General features: G+C 58.8%; 20 protein-coding genes. 1 reads left to right on the top strand and 19 read right to left on the bottom strand.

What is annotated here, in order from left to right; all coding sequences use genetic code 11:
- Nucleotides 1-24: 24 nt before the first annotated feature.
- A complete protein-coding gene (locus ACOOGG_RS06445) occupies nt 25-231 on the bottom strand; it encodes a hypothetical protein (RefSeq protein ID WP_420433469.1) in 207 nt (68 codons plus the stop codon).
- 14 nt (nt 232-245) lie between these two features.
- Here ACOOGG_RS06445 and ACOOGG_RS06440 point away from each other — a divergent pair, with 14 nt between their 5' ends.
- Nucleotides 246-554 (top strand): hypothetical protein, encoded by a 309-nt coding sequence (locus ACOOGG_RS06440; RefSeq protein ID WP_420433467.1) that lies wholly within the window; start codon nt 246-248, stop codon nt 552-554.
- 248 nt (nt 555-802) lie between these two features.
- Here the strand turns inward: ACOOGG_RS06440 and ACOOGG_RS06435 are convergent, their stop codons facing one another.
- The 18 genes from ACOOGG_RS06435 to ACOOGG_RS06350 all read right to left on the bottom strand — a co-directional run bounded on the left by ACOOGG_RS06435 (nt 803) and on the right by ACOOGG_RS06350 (nt 18,224).
- Entirely contained in the window at nt 803-3,331 is a 2,529-nt protein-coding gene (locus ACOOGG_RS06435) for a DEAD/DEAH box helicase (protein WP_420433465.1), read from the bottom strand.
- A 3-nt stretch (nt 3,332-3,334) separates the two neighbouring features.
- Nucleotides 3,335-5,434, bottom strand: coding sequence for a site-specific DNA-methyltransferase (locus tag ACOOGG_RS06430; protein ID WP_420433463.1), 2,100 nt, complete (start codon nt 5,432-5,434; stop codon nt 3,335-3,337).
- 283 nt (nt 5,435-5,717) lie between these two features.
- The gene (locus ACOOGG_RS06425) at nt 5,718-7,037 is read right to left on the bottom strand and encodes an ISL3 family transposase (RefSeq protein WP_420433461.1); all 1,320 of its coding nucleotides are present in this window, start codon (nt 7,035-7,037) and stop codon (nt 5,718-5,720) included.
- A 434-nt stretch (nt 7,038-7,471) separates the two neighbouring features.
- Complete coding sequence (locus ACOOGG_RS06420) at nt 7,472-8,635, bottom strand: restriction endonuclease (RefSeq protein ID WP_420433459.1); 1,164 nt, start codon at nt 8,633-8,635, stop codon at nt 7,472-7,474.
- Nucleotides 8,636-8,753: 118 nt separating this feature from the next.
- A complete protein-coding gene (locus ACOOGG_RS06415) occupies nt 8,754-9,683 on the bottom strand; it encodes a MazG nucleotide pyrophosphohydrolase domain-containing protein (RefSeq protein ID WP_420433457.1) in 930 nt (309 codons plus the stop codon).
- Complete coding sequence (locus ACOOGG_RS06410) at nt 9,683-10,144, bottom strand: C1 family peptidase (protein WP_420433455.1); 462 nt, start codon at nt 10,142-10,144, stop codon at nt 9,683-9,685. Before ACOOGG_RS06410 ends, ACOOGG_RS06415 begins: the two co-directional genes overlap by 1 nt.
- 279 nt (nt 10,145-10,423) lie before the next feature.
- Complete coding sequence (locus tag ACOOGG_RS06405; protein ID WP_420433453.1) at nt 10,424-11,707, bottom strand: ImmA/IrrE family metallo-endopeptidase; 1,284 nt, start codon at nt 11,705-11,707, stop codon at nt 10,424-10,426.
- A 30-nt stretch (nt 11,708-11,737) separates the two neighbouring features.
- Complete coding sequence (locus ACOOGG_RS06400) at nt 11,738-12,109, bottom strand: helix-turn-helix domain-containing protein (RefSeq protein ID WP_420435178.1); 372 nt, start codon at nt 12,107-12,109, stop codon at nt 11,738-11,740.
- A gap of 2 nt (nt 12,110-12,111) precedes the next feature.
- Complete coding sequence (gene acpS / locus ACOOGG_RS06395; RefSeq protein ID WP_420433451.1) at nt 12,112-12,615, bottom strand: holo-ACP synthase; 504 nt, start codon at nt 12,613-12,615, stop codon at nt 12,112-12,114.
- The gene (locus ACOOGG_RS06390) at nt 12,612-13,442 is read right to left on the bottom strand and encodes a hypothetical protein (RefSeq protein ID WP_420433449.1); all 831 of its coding nucleotides are present in this window, start codon (nt 13,440-13,442) and stop codon (nt 12,612-12,614) included. Before ACOOGG_RS06390 ends, acpS begins: the two co-directional genes overlap by 4 nt.
- Nucleotides 13,439-13,768 (bottom strand): hypothetical protein, encoded by a 330-nt coding sequence (locus ACOOGG_RS06385; protein ID WP_420433447.1) that lies wholly within the window; start codon nt 13,766-13,768, stop codon nt 13,439-13,441. Before ACOOGG_RS06385 ends, ACOOGG_RS06390 begins: the two co-directional genes overlap by 4 nt.
- 66 nt (nt 13,769-13,834) lie before the next feature.
- Complete coding sequence (locus tag ACOOGG_RS06380; protein ID WP_420433445.1) at nt 13,835-14,833, bottom strand: nucleotide kinase domain-containing protein; 999 nt, start codon at nt 14,831-14,833, stop codon at nt 13,835-13,837.
- Between the two features lie 269 nt (nt 14,834-15,102).
- The gene (locus tag ACOOGG_RS06375) at nt 15,103-16,038 is read right to left on the bottom strand and encodes a TIGR02391 family protein (RefSeq protein ID WP_420433443.1); all 936 of its coding nucleotides are present in this window, start codon (nt 16,036-16,038) and stop codon (nt 15,103-15,105) included.
- 174 nt (nt 16,039-16,212) lie between these two features.
- Complete coding sequence (locus tag ACOOGG_RS06370) at nt 16,213-17,106, bottom strand: IS3 family transposase (protein WP_420433441.1); 894 nt, start codon at nt 17,104-17,106, stop codon at nt 16,213-16,215.
- Nucleotides 17,103-17,420 (bottom strand): transposase, encoded by a 318-nt coding sequence (locus tag ACOOGG_RS06365; protein ID WP_420433439.1) that lies wholly within the window; start codon nt 17,418-17,420, stop codon nt 17,103-17,105. Before ACOOGG_RS06365 ends, ACOOGG_RS06370 begins: the two co-directional genes overlap by 4 nt.
- Nucleotides 17,421-17,534: 114 nt before the next feature.
- Complete coding sequence (locus tag ACOOGG_RS06360) at nt 17,535-17,699, bottom strand: hypothetical protein (RefSeq protein ID WP_420435197.1); 165 nt, start codon at nt 17,697-17,699, stop codon at nt 17,535-17,537.
- 86 nt (nt 17,700-17,785) lie between these two features.
- Complete coding sequence (locus tag ACOOGG_RS06355; protein WP_420433437.1) at nt 17,786-17,971, bottom strand: hypothetical protein; 186 nt, start codon at nt 17,969-17,971, stop codon at nt 17,786-17,788.
- Nucleotides 17,955-18,224: a hypothetical protein gene (locus ACOOGG_RS06350; protein WP_420433435.1), complete on the bottom strand. Its 270-nt coding sequence runs from the start codon at nt 18,222-18,224 to the stop codon at nt 17,955-17,957. Before ACOOGG_RS06350 ends, ACOOGG_RS06355 begins: the two co-directional genes overlap by 17 nt.
- Between the last annotated feature and the right edge of the window lie 98 nt (nt 18,225-18,322).

Genomic DNA, 18,322 nt, shown 5'->3' with positions numbered 1-18,322 from the left:
TGCATTTAGCAGAACGAAGCCGACCTACCGCTCAGCGAACCGGGAGATGAAGCGGAGTACCTGTTCTGGGGTGTTGCCAGGCCAGAAGGCGTGGAGCAGCCAGGTTGCCCCCGCCTCGACGAATGGCGCGGTGTCGATGCTGGGGTGAGCCGAGCAGACGAAGTCGAACCCGTCGAGCGAGCCCCGCTGTTCGAACACGGCGTCGACGATGCGCTTGAAGCCCTCGACCAACCACCCAGGCGTCGGTGGCGGTGCTGCACTCGCTCTTCGGACCACAGGCGAACCAACAGCTCAGCCCCCTCGGTCAGCTTGGCCGCCCGCTCGGCCCGATCATCTGGCTCGTCGAAGGCCGAGAGCTCCCGAGCCCGGTCGCTTCCAAGGCCGAGCCCATGCATCGACTGGCGCTCCAAATCGAGTTCGAGTGCGGAAGCCGCATGACCACATGCGCCACCCTGGCCTTGAACTCGCTGGAAGACGACACCCGCCACGAGATCACCTTCGAGAAACAGTTCAACTACCGCATGATTGGCATCGGCTACATGCACCACCCCTGATCGCACGGCGACTGGAGCGGCGAGCTGGCCATGGAGTACGAACGCTGGAAGCTAGCCGACGTTGACGACAACGCCTCCGAGAATCAGCATGTCCAACACCTCATGAAAGTCCGCATGGGCATACGCCAAGGCATAGGAGTCCTAGAGCAATTCATCTTCGGCCCCTACGACCAATTGGGGCACATAGCCCCGGTCAATAGACACGAGCCGGGCCAGAGCACTCACTCAACAGCAAGATTATGTGGCGGTCAGAAATAGGGCTGAGCTACGTCGGAGTCGTAGATCGCTGAAATTTCGCCGCCTCTGAAGCTGCTCACCGTTTCGCGCACAGTCGGACTCTGCAGATCAAGAACAACCAGCTGACCTTCACTGTTCTCGGCCAACGACTCGATTCGAACGTACTCGTCACCGTACTGCTCTGCGTACTCAGCGAGGGCCTTCAGCTTTGCTAATGCATCAGCGAGGTGGAAGCTGTGGGGATCAATTATTGACGCCCCTAATGAGCCGTCGGTACGGCGTGAGACAACCAAGAAGTCTGGTTGAAGCGAAGTCCAGTTCTCCTCGTCCGACATGTATGCGATGCGTAAGGCTGCGGAGCTGGCTCGCGAAGGGTTCCGATACCATGCGACAAGAGTCGACTCTTCGATCTCACGCTTGATGATCTTCGTCTCCCAAGAATTGAGTTCAGCGGGAAATAGCCCAGACTCGTCCGAGTACAGATGGCCCTTGTAAGTCGGTAGGTCGTCGCCTTTACTGTTCTTGGTTGGGGCCGACATGTTGTCTCGAAGATCGATCGTCACCCGCTCTGGAGTGGAGGCTTGCTGCTCGACTCTGCGGTACGCATCACGCTCAGATCCGGTTGTGTTCTTGATTGCCACCGAGAACTCTGATTGCCGAGCTTGTACCCACTTCGTTGCTTCGGATTCAAGCTCTTCGCTGACATCTTCAATCATCAACAATCCAGCCGCCTTGACCCTGAGCCCAAAGGGATCGTCATCAGGGTGTTTTCTGACGAGGTGGGCGAAGTAATCCTTGCCGACACCCTCTCTTATGCCCTTCACGATTTTGCGAGTGTCTCGCTCCATGTCGGCTACATGAGTTGCAAATTGATGCTTGGTGACATCAAGCAGTTCACCAACCACCGATACCTTGGTCTGTCGGATATCGGCCGTTTCAAGATCGAGTACGTTATCATCCACTCTGTCGAAGTGCTGGGCAGCAAGACCATCAAGCTTGGCCATCAAGGCATCTGTTAGCTGTGCACCAGCACCTGGCATCAATGCACCCCCACGGGCTGTGTCTGTAAGGAGACGTGCGAGTTCCTTTGCCCGACGCAACGGATTCGCCAGCAGGTCTGGGGCAGGCAGCGACGGCAGTCCGCAAACCAAGTCAAATGCTGCAGAGTCGATAGATGGATTTCGCATAAACAGCCTTGGCGCCCGTACTACGGCTGACCCGACACGCAAGTCGCCATTCGACCTACCTGCCCCCTCTAGTTCTGCCTTGATCGAATCAAGCGCTGTTCGGTCGAAGAGCGGAAGAAAGCAGGCCACTGAGTTCAAGGCATCATCGGTGGATACTCGATGCGTCAAAGGAGAACGGACCATGCGTCCGATGATCTGGGCGATGTAGGTGACATCCTTTGCTGGTCGTTCGGAGTACAAGACTTCGGCACGGGGGCAGTCCCACCCGGTCGAGATTGCCTGCTTTGCGAGCACAACTCTTATCTCAGTGTCGCTCTGAATCGACTCTGGCGGCACCCAATCGACCGCCCGCCCGCCAAGATACAACCGGTCGTGCTCTCCGAATACATGCGCGATGGCGTCTGGCCCTAGTTCAGGCCACTCCGACTCAATCACCTCAACGAGTTCGGTGAGCTTGGCCTCCGATGCCTTGTCCGGAACCTGGACTACCAAGATCGGCCACACCTCTTCCTCATCCTGTTCTTCCGAGTATGTGGCCCAGCGACGCTCGTAATCGAGGGTCGCTTTGACCGCTTCTCGAAGCAGCGTTGTCCCAAAAGTCCCCTTCTCGTCAGGTTCGTCTATACCAATCTCGTCCTTCACCAAACCCGACGCACGCACCTTGTCGATGTCGACCTCGACAGATTGGTATCTGGTCCGATCGGTTACATCCTGCATTGCGGTCTCAAACCGGCGGATCGTTGCCGATATCCCCCACACGATCGGCATCGGGGGGTTCGAACCCTGTTCTCCCGCGATCAGACGCTGCACAATGGTTTGGCGATCACTTGCGGTCTTCATTCCGCGATGTGCCTCATCCAGCACCAAGTACAAGTCGGTGTTCGCACCGTTGATTGTGTTAGCTAGAACCTCCCACATTGAGTACTGCCTGAGGTTTCGGCCTCCCTGGGAAAGGCCGCTCGTCTTTGAGAGCTTCTGGATGTTGAGGAAATAGACGCGCCCGACACTCAGCGTTGAGTTCAAGAAGTCGTTGTCGAGCACAACCAGTCGCGCTGGCCGCAACAAGTCTGAACCAGCGAGCATCTTGTGGCGAGTTTGACGGTTCAGCGCAGGGTCGTCAGTCACCCACAAGAATGTCGCTCTTGGATCAGCATCAACTCCTAAGTCCGATGAACCGTGTAATATCGCCTCAATCACGGCAGTAGCAATCACTGTCTTGCCTGCCCCAGTAATCGCAGAGAGAGCAAACGCGGACCGTCTTCGATCTTCCTGCAAGTCACGACTAGCCCACCGAAGACGCTCTAGGCAACCGATCGCTGCCTCTCGCTGGTAATCGAATAGTCTGTAGCGCACCGATCACCAACCTTCGTTGATCTCAAATGTTGTCAGATAGTTCTCATAGAGCCGGACTGCTTCGACCCGCTCAGGTAGCGCCTCAGCTACGCCAGCAAACGTTGATGGCGAGTCGGTCACGACAAATGCCGTTCTGGCGGTTTCCGGCAGCCGATCAACGAATTCCCGCCAGGAATCAGGGTTGAAGAGTACCCCGTAGTGATCAGTTAACGCATACGATTTGATTCGATTCTCTGCGTCGATACTGTCTTCAACAATTGGGCCGACCCCGCCTGCGCGCATCCAAAGTAGAGGTGCAATGGCAAGAAACGCTTGATCCAACTCCACTTCGACCGGGTCCAGGTAGTTAAGTTGAAAAAACTTGACGTTCTCCTCGAACCCTTCCGCCATAGGAAATTCATCGCCAAACTTGTAAACACCCTTGACATCTTCTCCCGTCGACGTGACTCCTAGAACTGCAGCAGTGATGCGTGGCCGAGTAATTTGACTAAAGATCCCTAGAGCTTCCCACTCTGGATCACCCGGCTGGAGTCCCTTTTGACATAATGTTCTCGACTCTTCGGCTGACACTTCGTTATTTGTCACGCTGATCGACTGACGCCTACCCTTGTCCTCCCGGTTCAGCCGCATCAATGCATGTGCCGTTGTACCTGATCCAGCAAAGAAGTCCAGCACCAATGCATCAGGCCGCTCAGCTACTCCAATACGAAGAGCGTCTTCCACCGCGTACAAGCTCTTAGGGAATGGAAAGGAACGATCAGGCAAGAAACGCTTTAGGAGATTTGTGCCATGCTCACCTGCTCGATGGGATGAACGGTTCCACACTGTCTTTGCAATGAGGCTGCGCGAGCCTGCACTCTCAAGCTGTACCGACCCATCAGCTTTGTGACCAACTACATTGAGTTCGCCTTGTTCGATACGTCGGATCTGCGCCTTTCCTAGATACAAAAGAGACCATCGGTCATTTGCTTTGTCGTAGGTACCTACCCTCGCGTAGCCGGCCTCCAGCAGCTCCAAAAGGTATTTGGAAGAAGCTCGCCAGTTGCCTTCGTCCCCGTTCCTTCTGAGCGGCCATACTGTGACACATCCATCGCGATCTTCGACTGTACTTCGGTCCATGTCCAAAGGAAGTGATTCTCCAACGTCAACAACAGTGCGGCTCATAGGATCAATAAAGATTGGATAAAAGAGATTGGGTCTGTCGGCACGTCGCGAGTTAGTTCCCCCACGCAACAACCATTCCCATCTCACTCTCCTGCCCTTTCGTTGGGCATCAGGCTCTTCTAGTGTGAGCAGATCATCTTGCCCTGCAGCGGGTGCCGCTTTCCCGAGAAATACAAAAAAGGCAAACTCTTCGACGCGAGCAAGTTCTTGCTTGCGTGCCTGGCCCATTGGATTGATGACAATCGTGGCCATCTGCCGCACTGCGCTTGGGAAAATCTGCTCTAACAGCAGTCCGAGACGCATGTACTCCTTTTCGTCAATCATCACGATCAGAACCGAGTCGTCTGGATTGAGGAGTTGCTTAGCCAGCTTGAGCCTACGATGCATGAATGCGAGCCACTTGGAGTGCCGGTAGTCGTCTTCGGCGTCGACATAGTTATTGTCATACTTCCAATCGCGAGCACCTGAGTTGAAAGGAGGGTCGATGTAGATGCAGTCGACTCTTCCAGCGTGAGTGAATTGAAGCGCTTCAAGGGCGTGGTGGTTCTCACCATTGATCACGATGTGAGCAGGCTTGTCTCCTCCTTGATCGATTGATTCAAGATGTGTGAGACCTGGAAAGATTGTCTCTCCAAACTCTGCGATGACTACTAGGTCAGAAACTTGCACTTCCTCAGTCGAACCATCGAGTCCGATAACTGTCGCCGTTCCATTACTCACTTGCCGCACGAAGCGAGATTCGCCATCGGCATCGCGATCCACCACCCTGACACCACGTCGCACTGGATGGTCGGGCAGCCACACTCGCTCCGGAAGATGCGACTCAAACACCAGTCCGAAAGTCCGCCTCGCCCGTGCCCGATCAATCGCTGTCCGCAGATCAGCGCGAAGTGCTGGATCATCCACTTTCTCTAGGAGTACGTCAATCTCGTCGGCCACAGTCGATAGACCCTAGTCCTAACAGACCACTTGGATGGGACGTCGCTGATAGTAGCGTCTGCGGTGTAAGTGGAGGCGGTGGCCGTGCAGTCTCTGCGATGTTCCAGCATCTGTCTACCAAGGACCTCAGCGTCCACTCACAGATGAGGGGTTGCGCCAAGGTCTTGTTTGCTACGTCTATGCCCAATTGAGCTTCCGATTGGCTCAGGCTGGTGACCAGCCAACCTAGACCTGGGCAGAAATCCTGATCAGGGAGACTTCTGCTATCGCTCATTTACCGGCTCTACGCGATGAAGCGGGGGTTTCGGGTTCGGATTTTTGTGACGGGTTGAGTTTGGCCGGGTTTCTGTCCGGTTGCAAGCAAGATTCTTAGCCGGTAGTTGTTGAAGTTGCGGAAGCCTCTGGCGGAGCGTTTGACGTCTTTGATCCTGGCGTTGGCGGCTTCGGTTCGCCCGTTGTGGGCGCCGGTCGCGATGCTGGTTTGGATCTCGGTTCGCCAGCTTTTGAGGGTGCGGGCGAGGCGGTGCAGCTCGGGGGCCGCCTCGGGGGCTTCGCACCAGGCGATGGCGTCGTCGAGCCGGGTGGCGGCTTGGTCGGGGCCGCCGGTTTTGAACACGGCCCGGACTCTTTCTTTGGCCTGCCAGCAGTCGGCGACCTCGTCGTAGGGATCGCCCGCGTCGAGGGCTGCTCGCAGCCGGTCCCAGCCGGTGTCGTCGAGGCGCTCTTGGCCCGTCAACAGCAGCTTGCGGGCCCCGTAGAGCGGGTCGCTGTTGCGGCCCCGGTGGCTGGTGGTGTCGTTCTGGGTGCGGCGGCGGCACCGGTCGAGGGCCTCGTTCGCCAGTCTGACCACGTGGAACGGGTCCACCGCGATCTGGGTGTCGGCCCTCAGGCGGTCGCCGCGCAGCGACTTGATGGCGCTGCGGTAGCCCTCGTGGGGGTCGATGCAGGCCACCTCGACGGCCCGGACCCATTCCCGCGCCTGCTGCGACACCCATTCACGCAGGTCGGCGGCATCGCGGCCCTCGAACACGTCGACGACCCGCCCGGTGTCCGCGTCGACCGCGGCGGTGATGAACCGGCGGCGCCTCCGCCGCGAGGCCGAGGCCATCACCGTCTCGTCGAAGCCCAGCTTGGCCACCGGCCCGACCCGGCCGCCGCCCGCAGCCCGCTCGGCTGAGGCCGCGAGGTGTGACCACATCGTGTGCCAGGCGACACCGAGCTGGCGGGCCAGCGACGCCACCGACCCCTCCACAGATGCCAGCCTGCCCACAGCCCAGCCCACCGCTCTTTCGGTCAGCACCCGCCGCGGCCCGGCCAGCCCGGACCGCTCGGTCCAAGACCCCTTCGCGCACAGCGGGTTGGGACACGCCCAGACTCTCTTGTTCCACACCACCCGCTGCGGGCACCCGCCGCTGAAAGGGGCATCGCGCAACACCGCATCCCGGCGCCCCTTGGAGCGCGCCCTGATCCCGCAACCATCGCAGAACACCGCCCGGCCGCCCGGGGACTGGACCCGCACAACCACCTCGCCGCCCGCCTCCTCGACGCCGGCCACCTCCAACCCGAGCGCGCCGAACCCGACCACTGAACTATCTTGAACCACCAGGGGCCTCCTGACTCTTGGACTCTGACAGTCACAAGAATCGGCGAGGCCCCCTAACCAGTGGCGGACCCCCACATCACCCCAGTCCCCGCTTGGACGCGAAGAGCCTGCAATGCGTAGCCACAGTGGGAGTGGGGGTTTCTTTGGACTAAGGTATTATAATGCGCTATTGGTATTGCCAAATGTCATAAATCCAGGTGATCCGAAAGCGATATCGTCGGGTAGACTCACCTCCCCACTTCCCCCAAGGTACCGTGACCTTGCCGAATTTAATCTTGGCTACGAGGACAAAGCAGTTTTGCGACAGGCAATGCTACAGCTTGAAGGAGATACAGAAATGAGTCCGTCTGAGTACATTCGTTGGTTACGCCAGCAGAATAGTTGAATCGATTCTAATGGTTACGGCGCGACAGCGAACGGTTCAAATGTTCCTCTCAGAAGTAGGCTGAGCGGATTGCTGGCCGCGTCGCGAGAACGTGTTCCAGGTGAGTGTCAGGCCAGAAGTAAACCCTGGGGGATTCATCGTTCATCTCTCTCTCCTCACGCCAATCCACAGCATCTTGTGTGAAGCTTCCTGAGGTAACGACGAATACCTCCACAAAGGTCCGGGACCAAAGTTTTAATTCTTCAAGAAGCACTAAGATCTCCTTGACCCCTATTGATTTGGTCAACCAGTGTTTGCACTGGAAGACCACGCTACGCCGCTCCGTACCATTAACTTCATCTATGAATACTCGGGTAGCAGAGATGTCTCGACCTCTGTCAGGCGCTTTTGTTTTCATCAGCAATTCCACATTCTCATACGACTTGGTATTTCGCAGTATTTCGAACACAAGTCGCTCGAAAGTCTCCTGATCAAGTAATTGCCAGGCCAGCTTGCTAGACACTGCTCCCCCTGGTTCCGATTCGACCAAGTCTTGTAGATCATCTACTTGAATAACACGGGGCTCGCCCTCAAAGACGAGATCGATGAGCGCCGTTCGGACGTTGGGCCAGTCCTGAGTGACTATATCGTGAAGGTCATGAGGTTCTGCGAAGCGAATATGGCGGTAGAGGTCTCTTAAGCGGGTTGCGCGAATAGTTGCTGATCCTCTGAGTCTGTTTATTTCAGTTATCTTTTCTCGCAAGGCTACCCAATCATCTTCTCCATTGGAAAACTCTCGACCTAAATCAGTTTCAATCGATGAGTGAAGCAAGTTGTCGACTTCACTAACCACTTCCTCCATACGTCGTCGCACTAGACGTCTTCTGGCTTTAGAAAATCGATGCTTATATTCGCCAATCTGCTTCTCCGGCTCTTGCATGAAATCGTATACACTGCGAAATGCACTAAGCTCATATATCTCATGAGCGTCAAGCAACATCTGTGAATAGTCATCCAATGCCAGTAGTTCTGGATCTACTCTATATCCCTCTATTGAAGGCAGTGAATTCGCTGCATCAGCGTAGTCGCGTCGAAGCTGGTCAATTTCCGGCGTGTCTAGGTCAAATGCCGGGTTTTCTGGGATATACAATTTGTACTGCTGCCAGAGACCTTCTAGAAGATTAAGGTTGGCAGCTGTTCGGTCAAACTGGTCGAGCGCTTCGGAGAGATCCATATCCATTTATTGTAGGCCAAATCAAGTACAACAGGCCTCGAACAACGATACATTGCTCGGTCTCTATGCCCCGCATCGAAGGCTTACCCAGCAACTGGGCTAGCGACTTCAATGGATACTACAACTGCCCAAACGGCATGTAGGTGAGCTTTCTGGCAGCAAGATCGCCTTGCAGAACTCCGCCGTTGTTTTCTCGGAGTTGCCGCCATGCGTCGAATCCTTGGAGCACGGCTTGTTCGATTTCCCAGAGATGGCGTTGTGCAACCTCAAGGCCGGCTGTGAAGGTCTGAAACGTCTTCAGCGCGTGGTAGTCGAGGTGCTGCACGTCTGCGAGAAAATTATGCTGGCGGGCGTAGGCGAACATGAATGCGGCGACCGCCTCTTCGATCACGATTGCCCGACCACCGTCCTCGACGGCATCAGCCATTGTTCCCTTTGGACGCTTGCGTTTGAATATCTTCCTCCGGGCCACGGGCGACCAACCCAGTACTGCGGCGTTGGCCAGGTGAAATGCGTCGTGGTACCTGTAGCCACTGTCATCGTAGGTGTTGTCCCCAAGGTTGTCGGCGACGCGGTTCCCCTTCCAGATCACTTCGATCAGCGGTTCGGGTCCATCGCTGGGTATTGGTTGAATCGTCACGGCGAACTTACGGGGAAGCTGATGTCGCCAGTGGAGCCCGGCGTCGAAGTGTTCTGAAGGCTTCCGGCGACTTGGCGAATTCCCTCCGCGAGCCGGCCATCGATCGGCAGTCTTGGCAAGGTTGCTCCGGGCGATCTCGTCGAGCGAGAGCCCGACCTTCTCGGCGGCATTTGCCGTGTACCACAGAATGTCCCCGAGTTCTTCTGCGACGTTGTCCTTGAAAAGTTCATACGCGGCCCCATCTCGCAGCCGTTTCTTGTAGCCGGCGAGCAACGTTCCAATTTCACCCGCGAGGCCGAGTAGCGGACCCAGCAGCGGGTCGACTTCGTTATCGCTGAGCTGCGGAAAGTGATCGGTTTGTTGGGATCGGCGCTGGTATTCGGCAAGGGTGAGTGAGTCGTGCGTCATCAGGAGTCGGTCCCCCATGTGCTCGGTTGTGGGCCGCTTGTGAAGCTCGAGGGATCAATCGCGCCTGCGCGTGCTCCGAACGCGATGAGATAGTCCAGCGGCAGCCAGCCGTATCCGCCAGCACCCCATCCGGGTCCCCAGCTGTTACGTACCAGCAAAGTTCGGACTCGCTCGCGCGTCCGAGCTCCAACCGCCAACACGGCGTGGTAGGAACCCTGGGGAGCCGTCAACGGAGGCACTTTGATGGTCCCATCGGCCGAGGTTTGCTCGAACTCCGTCGTGACTTCAATTATCAGCGCAACAACGAGGCCGATCGCTAGATGGTCTTCGATGCCATCTTCGATGCCGTCGTTGGCGACCGGCACGGAGGACAAATCGGCTTGGTGCCAGATGGACGCCTGGGCCGCCAATGGAATCTGATCGGCTTCGTGGATGATCTCAGTATTGAATGGCCAGTCCATCAAACTGGGCTGGCCATCTGCCCGGAGGGCATCGGCGACCGCTTCCAGTGTTGTGCCTTCACGAGATGCTGTGCCATTAGCGACGCAGCTTGACCACAAGGCATCGGGTGCGAGCGGCTCAGGAGGTTGCTTGCGACATGCTTCATGAGAGGCGGTCACGACAATAGGGATGCAGAGTGGTCGGGTTCCTTGGTCGATCGCGGGAGCGAGCATCGGTCTCAAATCGGCTGGTGGCCGAGCCAAGCTGCGCTGTCGCCTTGTGTCGTACCCGGCCATCGCCTAGCGGTGTTCATCTACCGATGCGGCGGCGGCCGTGCCCTGGCGATCCCTCGCTACGTCCGCCCAGGCGTCGTCACCATCGCTGATCTGATCAATTGTGAACGCCTCTCGCCGCGCTTCGACGGCTGCCGTGATTCGATACTCGTCGACCGGATCGGAGTCGCCGTACTCGTTGCGCAGCACTAGCCGGAGATCTGTCTTGCCGGGCTTTTCCAACCGAATACCGAAGACTCGGCGGCCCACTGCGCCCACGACGATCTTCTCGTTGCGAACCTGCTGCACGGCTTCCTGCGCTTCGGAGGCGCCAAGTCTCGCGAGACGGCGACTTCGGATGGCCGCGTTGGTCATTACCTGCGGCGAGTTATCAGCAATGTAGATATCGCCGACCACGGTTGCCCGCCCACCTGCAATGGGGAGTGGCTCCGGTTTTTCCGTCGGCGAGGGTTGACGCGCTCGGTCGACTGCTTGGCTTGGGGGCTTGCGAAGTAGCTCCGCCTCTGGTTCAGCCATTGCCAATCCTGTCCAGCCTGGAAACTCGTTGTCGGCAAAAGGGGGAGGCGGCTGTGTCGCGGAGCGTCGTGGACCTGGGCTGGCACTTGGGATCGACCACCTGTAGCCAGTACTGCGGTCTTCGGGCAACGAAATAATGATCTCGTCGTCAGTCCGGACGTTGAGTTGTTGATCGCGCCAAGCCATGTCAACTGGCCAAACGTCCGCAATGCCGACGACAGGTCGGCGTCCGGCGCCGATCGCCTGTTTGACTCTTAGCGGCTGCACCTTGAGCAGGTCTCGCAGTTCGTGCTGGGTGATCCGTTCGAGGTGGTACAGCTGCCTTGCAGCTGCCTCGTAGCTGACGCCTGCTTCACGGGCAACGGTGTAGACATCTACCGGGTCAAGCGACGTCGTATTGCGGCGCGAAAGGATGCTGTGAACCAGTGGGGGAGGCATCAGCAACGCCCCAGCGAATACCTGCGCAAGAGTCTCCCGTTCGATTTCGGTGCGTCCCAGCACGTCCGATTCGGTATCGAGAGCTGCATCGTGGCCGCCATCAAGTCGCCAGTGACCGAGTTCGTGCGCCGCGGTGTACCGCTGGATTGGCGTTGAACGTTCGGTAGTGATGAGGATTCCGCCTGTGCCCTCTGGCAAGTACGCCCCCAGGAGGCCATCAAGTGGGAAGAAGGCGAGCCACAACCCGAGGCCTTCGATCAAACCGAACACGTCCACCTGGCGCGTTTGATCCACGCCCGCCTCGGTCAAGAGCCGGTTCGCGGAACTTGCAGCCATGAGTCGGCGTTGGTGTCCGGAAGGCACGGGCTACTCCGTTGGCTCAGTTCGGATGGCCCCTGGTCGCCCCGCCCCTGCCAAGAACTCAGCGAAGCGCAAGACCTGCTCCTTATCTTGATCCGATAGGGCCGCGGTCGCCCTATACAGGGGCGCATTCATATCTACCTCAGCGTCCTCTTCTCCTAGGAGCCACGCCACGGGACGGCGATACAGGCGGCCGAGACGCCTGAGCTCAAGCGACGATACGCGACGCTTTCCGGACTCAATCGCGGACACGCTTGCTCGGGGAATCTCCAGCGCAGCCGCGACATCCTCTTGGAGGAGTCCGATGTATTCGCGCGCCTCCCGTAGCCGCTGTGCGAGCGCAATCTGCTCGCTTGAGTTCGATTCAGGCTCATCCATGCTCATGTTTTGTCCTTTCGTTGGTGTGGCGCTTCCGGATCCTCTTGTCCCACCCTTGCGAAGGCAACTGCGATTGCCGCGGCCCAGCCACTCTCATGAGAGGCAGAGACGTGGAACTTCGAGATGCCAAGCGATCGGGCACACGTGGCAGCCGAACCTCGCAATACGACGCTTGGGGCTCCAGATTCCGACGACGAGATTTCGATGTCTCGCGGGTCGAGGTCGCTGATCCCTAGACCGAGGCACTTCATCACCGCTTCCTTCGCCGCCCACCTTGTCGCGAGCCGCTCCGGGTCCCCATCGGCTTCGGCACTTTCGACTGGTGTCCAGCCGCGGTCAAGAAACGCCGAGCCGCCTTCAGAAACAAGTCGGTCCATTCTCGGGACTGATACGACATCAATTCCGATGCCCACGACACCGTTGCGATCTTCGGCTAACGCTGAGGCTTCGAGTGCAGACGCGAGTGCCGCAGAAGGCGATGCCAGCAGAGCATCGACGTCTCTCATAACAGTGCTCCTAAAGACCGGACGAGTTCTTGGGGTCGCGCACGATGATTCGGCTCTGCGTCGGCCAGCGTTGCATGGACCACCAGCTCACCGCAGTAAGCACCTGTTTGTTCACACAAGAAGTGCATCAGACGGCTGAGGCCGACCAAGTTCCCGTATGCCTTCGTAATGAGGTATTGATGGCGGTACACGGCCAGGCAATGCAGCGTCCCATCGAGCAAGGTGAGATCGATATGCACCAAGCAGGGAAAGCCCCGCGTCCGCTGGTCACTAGGCGCATAGACCTGCACTCCAGCGACAGGTTCGGAAATGAGGGCATCGGCACCGACATCGATGTCGAGCGTGTTGTTAGTTCGACGTCCGTTTGCGAACTCCCCGCGAATGCGGGAGATCCTCAATTCCAATTGATTCGTTCCACCGGGTTTTTTGCCTGGCCATGTGACCATTCGCGAGAAATAGGTTCCTCGGTTGTTCGCTCGGACCCTAAGCAGCACGGGCAGCATGCCGACGTAACGCTCGTAGAGGTTGTGTGCCGCAGCATCTAGCTCTCGGACAGACTGCTCATCGAGGTCGGGTGACCACGAGAATCCAGGGCTCTGGTAGAGCGAGTTCGGGAAAATGGTCCCTGCGACCGTCTCCACGCTCTGGCTACTCGCCTCATTGAGCGCAAGATCGAGCACGTCGCGGATGGTCTCGTCCTCTGAGCCGGGATTCTCGACAGTCATCACCAAGTGAACGCAGCGGCCGCCCCGCTGGCTAACCGCATGAGTCAGGGCTTGGAGCCACGCCTCGCTTAACGTCTTGGTCGCGTCGAGTAGCTCGCTCATGACTTGACAAGTGGTGCATCTTGCTTGCGGATTTGCTGATGCAGCATTTGGCTCAGGGCTGCTGGAGTAGCGAGATCATCTTTAGTCAGGTCTTGAGGATTGACGAGCCGTCCAATTCCGCAAGACTCTTCGACCTGGCTGATCACCCACACCGCAGTGAGGCTGGCCACGCCAGCGCTGGGGCCACTCGGGGCCTCACCGACGCTTGTGAGCAACGCATTTACGTGGACCTCGAGCTCGCTCTCGCTGAGTCCACGGACATTGACCGTGCTCTCAGCTTGACGCTGAGGCGGGGAAATGCTCCCCGTGTCGATGTCACCTGTCATGACATGAATGTTAGATTATCTGACATTCACTGTCAAGCAAATCAGCTTCACTGCTGCAATTCAGACTTAGCTAACGGCCCCTAAGCAGGACGGGGCCTGCGCGGACAACGGCAAGCCCCACTTGGGTGGGTAGCCCAGCGTCAAGGGCCGTTGGTCGCCCCGATACACCTGCTTTATGCGGCCCGGCCCGTCCACTGAGTGTTCGGGGTGAGCAACCCGGGCGTACTTGTCGACTTCGCAGAACAAATTCTGACAGTCAATGAGCTGAAGAGAACGACCCCACAGGTCTCGAAACGGTGTTGGCGTTGGGGTCGTCTCAAAGAAGCCGGTCGCCGAGGCCGCCATCGCTGCGATCACGCCGGCCGCGTCGAGCCCGCCAGTGTCCTCGAAGCACTTGCCAATACCGCGAAGAGCGCCTGGGCCCGCCACAACGAACTCCATCTCGTCAAAGTCGAAGTGCGGCGAGTAGTTCAGATCAATGGCGTACTGAAACGCCAAGAACGGCCCGAACGACGGCACCTCGCAGAGCCGCTCATACAGTGACCTCAGCGAACGGGCTTTCTCGAGGTCAGCAAGCACACCGTTCTGAAGCAGCATCTCGACCAAAGACAGGTGGTTGCGATGCTTGCGGGCTTCACCCAGCCGCGGATTCGGCATTATGTACGCCGCCGAATACACGCGTCGGTCATGGTCGAAGAGCTCATCTAATGCCTTTGCGTACCCTTCAGCGCTAAATCCGACTGATGTTGGCTGCCCGACGCGGTCAACCAGGTACTCCCAGGTGCCGACCCGGTTGAAAATCTTGAACAGCAGAACCCGCAGGATTGTGTCGAGTGCGTCGCGCTCCTGGTCGTAGATCACATGATGGAGCAGGTACTGACTCACTCGATCCGACGCGCGATACGCATTCGTAAACCTGTAGCGGTCCAGCACGGGGTCGTCTGTCCAGGGGCCAGACTCTCCGGACACACGGCGAAAGAAGATGGCCTGCCGCTCGGCCGCCAGTCGCCAATACGACCAGAACACCTCTGTCACCCGTACCCGCCGCCCGTCGAGCTCGATCACACTGCTCCCCACGGGAAATTCATCTCACGAAAGACCCCGACTGTCAACGACCTCCGTCAGTTTTGGACCTAGCCCTGCCCGGCGGCCTCTCCTTATCCATCAACGACATGGCTACCTCTCAATCGAGGTGATCGGCCAAAGGGGGGCAAGCTCTATCGGTGGGCGACCACCGGTGGAGTTCACCCTGGCTTAGCCTGGGCGAACCGGTAGTGCAGTCGACCGGGGGCTGTAAGCGCTTCGCGTCAGCCCCTATGGGAGTCCTGCCAAGCTCAGCTTCTTTCGCTCTGTTCTGTCCGGGCGTCGTCAACCCAGCGGGCCAGCACGCTCAGAGCTGCGAGGTATTCGAGCGCCTGCTGTTCGGGAAGGTCGGCGGTTCCGTGGGCTTGGAGGTTTCGGATGCCTTGGAAGCATCCTCGTCCGAAGGCCATCGCCCCCTCGTGCGCCGATATCCATTCTTGCGACCTCTCCCCACTGCCGGCTGTCTCCTCGATGTGGGCAAAGCGCAGCCTCGGCCTTCCCGGCTCGGGCGCGCCAAGGCTGAAAGCCTCGTTGAAGATCGATGTGCCAGTGAGGTCGCTTCGATCGATCTTGAGGCGGGTCTGTTCTTCGACCGCGGACGCAGCGGAGCGGACAGCTTCCTTGAAATGGCCGCTGTCCCAAAGGTTGACCGCAGCATGCCAAACCCACTTATGCAAGCCCCCAGCTGCCAGTACCGGACCTTTCGGGCCGAGTATCGCGTCGAGTTTCTCCTGCTGTTGCAGTATGCCGTTCAGTCGCTCAGCAGCTTCCAGCGCCTTTTCCCAGCCCCACATGCCGGCCATGATGACTCGGTTCTTGAAGCGGTCCGAGTCCTCGTCGGGGTCGATTTCGCGACCGATGGCCTCCATCAGCGGCTGGAGCCGCAGTATCTCAACGTTGATGTGATCCCTCTCGTTATCCCCGCTGTCCTCCTTCTGGTGCGAGCGGTGGTCCCTTCCCCTTTCTGCTTCATGGAGTTCTTTGTCCCTGACTATGAGGTCGATAAATCGGCCGACCTCCTCGAGTGCGACGCTGGGGTCGGTAATCGCCACTGTTATCTCACTTCCTGTGCAGTGCGGCTTGTCCGGACGGCACTCTACAGTCATGTCGCAGTGATTTCGGAGGATGGCAGTCAAGTTGGAGAAGTCCTCGCGCCTGTTCCGGGAAGCGCGCAAGGCGGCTGTCATTGGCTGGTCTTTGGCAGGCAGTCGAGGAGGGCTTCAAGCAGAAAGCGGCAATGGATGCAGGCGCAATCGGCATGGTCCCGCCAATAGAATACGAACAAGCCACCACCACCGAACCTCATAAACAAACTCTCCACGATTAGGAGTGAGCTTCCCCCTGTTGGCTGGACACTTGTTTTATGCGGCTTGGTCTAGTCGTTGCCGGTGGTGTTTCTCCCATTCTGTCGGTGTTCGGTAGTCGAGGGTGGAGTGGATCCGGTGTGTGTTGTAGCGGCCGATCCAGGCGAAGATCTCTCGGCGGGCCTGGTCTCGGCTGGAGAACCGGGTCTGTGTGACGAGTTCTCTTTTGAGGGATGAGAAGAACGACTCGGCGACGCTGTTGTCCCAGCAAGTTGCCACCCGGCCTGCGGATTGGCTCATGCCGTGGCGGGCCAGCGCCGAGGCGAAATCGCCGCTGAGATATTGCGGGCCCCTGTCGGAGTGGAATATCACCCCTGCGGTGCGGCCGCTTCTGGAGGCGGCGGCTGTGTCCAGCGCGTCGATGACCAGTTGGGCGGACATGTGCGGGGCCATGGAGTATCCGACCGCCCGTCTGGACCCGAGGTCCAACACGACGGCCAGATAGAGCCACCCCTGGCCGGTGGGGATGTAGGTGATGTCGCCGGCCCACACACGATCCGGGGGGCCGGGCCGGAAGTCGCGGCGCACCAGATCGGCCGGCGCCGGGCGGGTGCCTCCAGTTCCGTTCCAGCGGGGCTTGCGGCGTTTGTGGATGCCGCAGATCCCGTGGAGCCGCATGAGCCGGCAGACGCGCTTGGGGTTCACCCGCCGGCCCTGGCGGCGCAGCTCCGCGGTCACCCTCGGCGACCCGTACGCCCCGCCGGAGTCCACGTGGACACGGCGTATCGCGGCGACCAGCTCGGCCTCGGCCAGCTCGGCTGGTGAGGGCCCCGCCTTGTGGCGGGCGGACCAGTCATAGAACGCCTGGCGGCTCACGCCGGCTGTCTGGCACGCGGCTGTGGTCGGGAACCCCTCGGCCCTCCGGGCAGCGACCCACAAATAGCGGGTCACTGGCCCGACTCCTGCACCCAGAAGGCCGTCGCTCGTTTGAGCAACTCACGCTCCATCCGCAGCTTCGAGTTCTCCCGGCGCAACCGCACCAGCTCAGAGCGCTCCTCGGTCGTCAAACCCGGCTTCTCCCCACGGTCGACGCGGGCCTGGCGAACCCAGTTCCCCAAACTCGTCGCCCCGATACCCAGATCATGGGCCACATGGGCGACCGGCCTTTCCCCGTCCAACACCAACGCCACCGCGTCAGCCTTGAACTCCTTGGTGAAACGCCGCCTGGACCTGCCCGGCGGCCTCTCCTTTTCCATCAATGACATGGATACCTCCTAATCGAGGTGACCGGCCAAAGGGGGGATGCTCAGAGGGAAGCTCAAGCGGGAGCATCGTTGGCCGACTGCGCCTATGGAGCGGCAATATAACCGCACTCGGACTCACCCCAGTGCAATATCGGCCCGGAGGATGGGGATTCTGGGGAGGTCTTGGCCGGTGGCGGCTCTTATGGCGGCGGAGGAGGAGATGGTGGGGGGTTCGCCTATTCCTTTGGCGCCGTAGGGGGCGCCGGGTTCGGGCTCTTCTACGAAGGCGGCGATGGTCACGTCTCTAAAACTGATGGAGGTTGTTGACAGTCGGGGTCTTTCGTGAGAGGGAAATCTCTCAGGCGACCTAGGTCAGGATTTCTTGCTCATGCTTTGGTTGGTCGAGCGGTCAGGGGTATTTCGATGACGCAGTGGACGTTGTCGCGGGCGATGAGGTAGTTGGCCTTGTGGCAACCGGACTGGTTGACCAGGGTGGCCTTGCCCAATCTGCGGGCAGTGATGGCGACGCGGTGGCCCCTCACCGCGTCGCCGATGTCAAACAGCGTGGTCATTGACCCCTATAGCTCCTTCTTGTTGCAGCTCACGGCAGATGTCTACAACCATGTCAAAGTCGATCCGCAGCCGCTCGGATATGTCGGAGTAGTAGAGGGTCTCGCCGGTGGCGAAGAGGTCGAGGATCTCGGCTCTGGCCTCGTCCTTCGTGACCTCCCGCAACTCGATCACCTTCTCCTCTGCGGAGTGTTCCTCTAGACGTGCTACCCGCTCTTCGAGGGAAGCAACTCGGGACTCCATCTGCGTCGCCATTTCTAAACCTCGTTTTATGATCTATCAATATATTTCATGATGGCACATACTAGCGGCCGGGACAAGAGGAAAATAGCACTCGTGGACGTGAGGGGGGT

Origin of the sequence: Candidatus Poriferisocius sp. (assembly GCF_965214065.1) — a bacterium.
In the GTDB taxonomy this organism is placed as follows: Bacteria; Actinomycetota; Acidimicrobiia; order Acidimicrobiales; family Bin134; genus Poriferisocius.
Note: the sequence above shows the minus strand (reverse complement) of the source record. Positions and strands in the feature narration are given on the sequence as shown.

Bases quoted from the DNA above. Each gene is read 5' to 3' on its own strand.
- ACOOGG_RS06390 (WP_420433449.1), bottom strand. From the start codon at position 13,442: ATGAGCGAGCTACTCGACGCGACCAAGACGTTAAGCGAGGCGTGGCTC.
- ACOOGG_RS06415 (WP_420433457.1), bottom strand. From the start codon at position 9,683: ATGACGCACGACTCACTCACCCTTGCCGAATACCAGCGCCGATCCCAA.
- ACOOGG_RS06420 (WP_420433459.1), bottom strand. From the start codon at position 8,635: ATGGATCTCTCCGAAGCGCTCGACCAGTTTGACCGAACAGCTGCCAAC.
- ACOOGG_RS06405 (WP_420433453.1), bottom strand. From the start codon at position 11,707: ATGGCTGCAAGTTCCGCGAACCGGCTCTTGACCGAGGCGGGCGTGGAT.
- ACOOGG_RS06365 (WP_420433439.1), bottom strand. From the start codon at position 17,420: ATGTCATTGATGGAAAAGGAGAGGCCGCCGGGCAGGTCCAGGCGGCGT.
- ACOOGG_RS06355 (WP_420433437.1), bottom strand. From the start codon at position 17,971: ATGACCACGCTGTTTGACATCGGCGACGCGGTGAGGGGCCACCGCGTC.
- ACOOGG_RS06375 (WP_420433443.1), bottom strand. From the start codon at position 16,038: ATGACAGCCGCCTTGCGCGCTTCCCGGAACAGGCGCGAGGACTTCTCC.
- ACOOGG_RS06410 (WP_420433455.1), bottom strand. From the start codon at position 10,144: ATGGACTGGCCATTCAATACTGAGATCATCCACGAAGCCGATCAGATT.
- acpS (WP_420433451.1), bottom strand. From the start codon at position 12,615: ATGAGAGACGTCGATGCTCTGCTGGCATCGCCTTCTGCGGCACTCGCG.
- ACOOGG_RS06400 (WP_420435178.1), bottom strand. From the start codon at position 12,109: ATGGATGAGCCTGAATCGAACTCAAGCGAGCAGATTGCGCTCGCACAG.
- ACOOGG_RS06350 (WP_420433435.1), bottom strand. From the start codon at position 18,224: ATGGCGACGCAGATGGAGTCCCGAGTTGCTTCCCTCGAAGAGCGGGTA.
- ACOOGG_RS06385 (WP_420433447.1), bottom strand. From the start codon at position 13,768: ATGACAGGTGACATCGACACGGGGAGCATTTCCCCGCCTCAGCGTCAA.